The sequence below is a fragment of the Streptomyces sp. NPDC059564 genome, from assembly GCF_042735575.1.
GTDB lineage: Bacteria > Actinomycetota > Actinomycetes > Streptomycetales > Streptomycetaceae > Streptomyces.
In genome coordinates this window covers 1-4,096 of record NZ_JBHWBP010000509.1, presented here as the reverse complement: position 1 = coordinate 4,096, position 4,096 = coordinate 1, and the positions used below count along the sequence as shown (strand labels likewise).

At 73.6% G+C, this 4,096-nt stretch carries 3 protein-coding genes; 2 read left to right on the top strand and 1 reads right to left on the bottom strand.

The genetic code is table 11. The annotated features are described in order from the left end of the window. Positions 1 to 314: 314 nt before the first annotated feature. Complete coding sequence (locus tag ACFV0Q_RS39185; protein WP_385012566.1) at positions 315 to 968, bottom strand: response regulator; 654 nt, start codon at positions 966 to 968, stop codon at positions 315 to 317. A 492-nt stretch (positions 969 to 1,460) separates the two neighbouring features. Here ACFV0Q_RS39185 and ACFV0Q_RS39180 point away from each other — a divergent pair, with 492 nt between their 5' ends. Then, positions 1,461 to 2,738 carry a cytochrome P450 gene (locus ACFV0Q_RS39180; RefSeq protein ID WP_385012565.1) on the top strand — a complete coding sequence of 426 codons (1,278 nt, stop codon included), beginning with the start codon at positions 1,461 to 1,463 and terminating at the stop codon, positions 2,736 to 2,738. Positions 2,739 to 2,985: 247 nt separating this feature from the next. After that, positions 2,986 to 4,096: YcaO-like family protein (locus ACFV0Q_RS39175; protein ID WP_385012563.1), on the top strand; the 1,111-nt coding region annotated here is incomplete at its 3' end.

Sequence of the window (4,096 nt, the reverse complement as noted above, 5' to 3'; positions counted from 1 at the left end):
GGATGTCATGAGTGCTCCCAGAGGCAGGAGAAAGGCCGGCTTGTCGCCGGCCCGGTGGGTGCAGGGACGTTCGGAAATGTGCTGTGGGGGTCTACTCACGGATTGGTTACCGCCGGTCCTCGTGCCCGGTGAGCGGTTGCCGTCACAGCCGCGCATGCTTCCCATGTCGCGGACGTTTCGCATGCCGGTCCTGCCGTGGTGCTGGTCCCTCCCTGTGCACGCCTACGACGCTACGGGCCGGCCGGGTGTCACGGCTCCCCCGATCGGACGAGACGGGGGACGTACGGCCGGACGGAACCCGTTCCGGCCCTCCATCACTCCAGCATGTGCATGCGCATCGCCTTGGCGACGGCCGCGCCGCGGTCGGACACGCCGAGCTTCTCGTACAGCCGCCGCAGGTGCGTCTTGACCGTGGTCGGCGCGAGGTACAGCTCCTTGGCCATGTCGGGCACCGACAGCCCCTGCGCGATCATCTGGAGGACCTGCCGCTCGCGGCCGCTGAGCAGCGGCTCCTCCGACCGCGCACGCGACCGCACCTCCGAGGCCAGACCGGTGACCAGGTCCGGCGGCAGCACGCTCTCACCCTTCGCGCAGGCCATCACCCCCGCGACGATGTCGTCCCGGTCCGCGCCCTTCGACAGGTAGCCGGCCGCGCCCTCCTGCACCGCCCGGTAGACCACGTCGCTCTCCGTCGTGGCCGACAGCAGCAGTACCCGCGTGGGCAGCTCGTCCCGGGCCACGGCGTGCGCCACCTCCAGGCCGTCCAGCTCCGGCATCCGGTAGTCCAGCAGGGCCACCGCGGGCGCGTGCTCACGGATCGCCTCCAGGGCCGCACGCCCGTCGCCGACCGCCGCCACGACCTCGATACGACCGCTCCCGGTCAGCGCGGAGACGATGCCCTCGCGGTAGACCGGGTGGTCGTCCCCGACCACCACCCGCACCCGGGGCTGCTGTCCGTACGTCGTCACCGCACCTCACCCTCCACTGGCGGCAGGCGTCCTCCCGGGGCCTCGGCCCGGGCGATCTGCGAGCCCGTTCCACCGTGGCCCTCGGCCGGCGGTCGTCGAGCAGGTCCGGAGGATCCACACCGACGACTTCGTGCCGCACTTCCAGGATCACCGCAGTCCGCGTGTCGCGCAGCCCCACTCGTAGGTGCGGGGGTCCGGACCGGCCGACGGACCGTGATCGCGTCCCCGGTCCGCCGGCCGGTCGGCCGGTCGGCCGGTGTAGTCCCGGGACGGACCGTCCGGAGGACCGGCCCGGGGCGGGCCGTTCCTAGCGTGGAGGAAGACGTTCCGGCCGGACGTCGGCCCGCCGTGCACGGCGCCGCCCCCGGTGCCGGGCCGGGTGCCGCGCCGGGCCGCCGCCCGGACGCCGGTCGTCCGCGACTGCCCCTGCCACCGCGCGGGACGGCCGTGTGCCGTCGTACGTACCTCCTCGTCCCTCCGAAAGGCACCGCCATGAGCCAGGACCAGAGCTTGTTGCACCGCATCCTCGACGAGACCAGCCGGCCCGATCCGTACCCGCTGTACGCCGAGCTCCGCCGCACCCCCGTGTTGCACGAGCCGGGCGGGCCGTACGTCGTCAGCGGCTTCGCGGAGATCGAAGGGCTGCTGCACGACCCGCGCATCAGCTCCGACTCCCGCAACCTCGCCACCGGCCCTGGCGATCCCCTGACCGATGCCGTCGAGGCGGCCGAGGGCGGGGACGGCGACCGCCCCGGCATGCTCCCGCCCGGCTTCCTGCGCCTGGACCCGCCCGAGCACGACCGGCTGCGCCGGATGACCAACCGGCCCTTCGGCCCGCCGCACTCCCCGCACCGGGTCGACGGCATGCGTGAGGACCTCGGCGCGGCCGTCGACGGCCTCCTCGACCGGATCGGCAGCGCAGGCGACCCCGGGAACGCCGACCTGGTCCGCGAGTTCGCCTATCCCTTCCCCGTCACCGTGATCTGCCGTCTGCTCGGGGTCCCGCGCGAGGACGAGACCCGGTTCCACGTGTGGGCCGAGGCCCTGGCGGCGAGCCTGGACCCCGATCCGGACTCGCCCGATCCCACGGAACGGCAGCGCGCCTCCCAGGACGCCCGGCTCGCCCTCGGCGGCTACCTCGCCGAACTCATCGAGGACCGCCGCGCCCACCCCGGCGAGGACATGCTCTCCCGGCTCGCGGCGGGCGACGGCCCGGACGGTCCGATGACCACGATCGAACTGCTCACCACCGCCGCGCTGCTGCTGATCGCCGGGCACGAGACCACGGTGAACCTCATCGCCAACGGCATGCTCACCCTGCTCCGCCACCCGTGGGCCCTGGAGCGGCTGCGCCGCGAGCCCGGGTTCGCCGTGCCCCTGGTGGAGGAACTCCTGCGGTACGAGCCCCCGGTGCAGTTGCTGCCGCACCGCACCCCGATCACCGACGTCGAGGTGCACGGCACCGTCATTCCCAAGGGCTCCTCGCTGTGGCTCATGCTGGCCGCCGGAAACCGCGACGCCGGGCACTTCACCCACCCCGAACGGTTCGACCCCGACCGCGAGGACCTCCGGCACCTGGGGCTGGGCAGCGGCATCCACAGCTGCTTCGGGGCCCCGCTGGCCCGGCTCGAGGCCCAGATCGCGCTGACGCGGTTCGCGGCCAGGCTGGAGGAGCCCCGGCTGCTCGCCGACCCGCCTCCGTACCGGCGCAACGCGGTGCTGCGCGGCCCCCGCAGTCTCCCGGTCGCATGTGCCGGCATCCGTCCCTGAGCGGAGGACCGTCGGGACGCGGTCCCGCTCGCGGGAGGGTCCTCCTGCGCACCGACCGATCGGAGGACGGTGCGCACCGCGCCGCGTCCGTACCTTCGAAGTGGGCCCGGTCGAGGAAAGGGCCCCGCCCCGCGGCAGCAGCACCGGCAGCGGCAGCGGCGAGCATTCCGGCCGCTCCGGCACCGCTCAGGGCCTGCCCACCGCGCAATCCTCCAGATCCCCCAGATCCTCCAGCCGAAGGACTCCCATGACCTGCACCACGACACGTTCAGTGACGACGGACGCGCTGAGCATCGAGCGCCTGGGCACCCACCGCTCCGCCTCGGCGGAGGAGACCTGGCGGCGACTGGAGCCCCTGTTCCCGCAGGCCGGCATCACGCGGGTCTCCGACGTGACCAAGCTGGACGACATCGGCGTGCCGGTCTGGCAGGCCGTACGTCCGAACTCGGCCCATCTGTCCCTCGCCCAGGGCAAGGGGCTCAGCCACCGGCTCGCCCGGGTCTCCGCGGCCATGGAGGCGTACGAGGGTTACGTCAGTGAGCAGGAGCGCCCCGACGCCGTCCACGCCGCCATCTGCGACCTCGCCGACGAGCTCACCTACGATCCGTTGCTGCTCGCGCCGTCCCCCGACCGCAGGCCCGAGACCGCCACCCGGCTGGCCTGGTGCCCTGCCGAGGACTTGACCGGCGACTGCGGGACCTGGCTTCCGGTCGACGCGGTGACCACCGACTTCCGGGTCCGGCGCCGCTGGTCCCCGGCCACCTTCGCGGCGGTCACCAGCAACGGTCTGGCCGGAGGCAACAGCTTGACCGAGGCCACCCTGCACGCCCTCATGGAGGTCGTCGAACGCCACGACATGGCGCTCGCCCACCATGCCGGTGGCGTGTGGAGCCGTGCCACCGCGGTCCGGCCCGGGCGTTTCGGCGCCGCCGCGGCCGTCCTGCGGCACTGTGCGGACGCGGGGGCGATCGTCGAGGTGGCCGACTGCACCGGGCCCTGGGGGGTGCCGACGTTCGCGGCCCGGCTGTGGTCGCCGAGCGTGCCGTCCTGGTTCTCCGGCTCCGGTACGCACTTCGACGCCGACGTGGCTCTTTCCAGGGCGGTCACCGAGGCGGTGCAGTCCCGGCTCACCGCGATCGCGGGTGCCCGCGACGACCTGCCCTTCATCTCCCTCGTCCCCGAGGGCGCGCAGGCACCGACCGAAGACTCCCCCGACAGCGACGCGCTGATCACCCGCTACCACGCGGCTCCGTCGCCCGAGCCCACGGGCCGCGACATCGACGCCGATCTGGCCGAGCTGCTGCGGCTGGCGGCGGAGAACGGCACCCACGTCCTGCGGGTGGAACTCACTCCGGCAG

What these genes read in the sequence shown, in the direction of transcription:
- ACFV0Q_RS39180 (WP_385012565.1), top strand. Translation starts at nt 1,461, where the DNA reads ATGAGCCAGGACCAGAGCTTGTTGCACCGCATCCTCGACGAGACCAGC.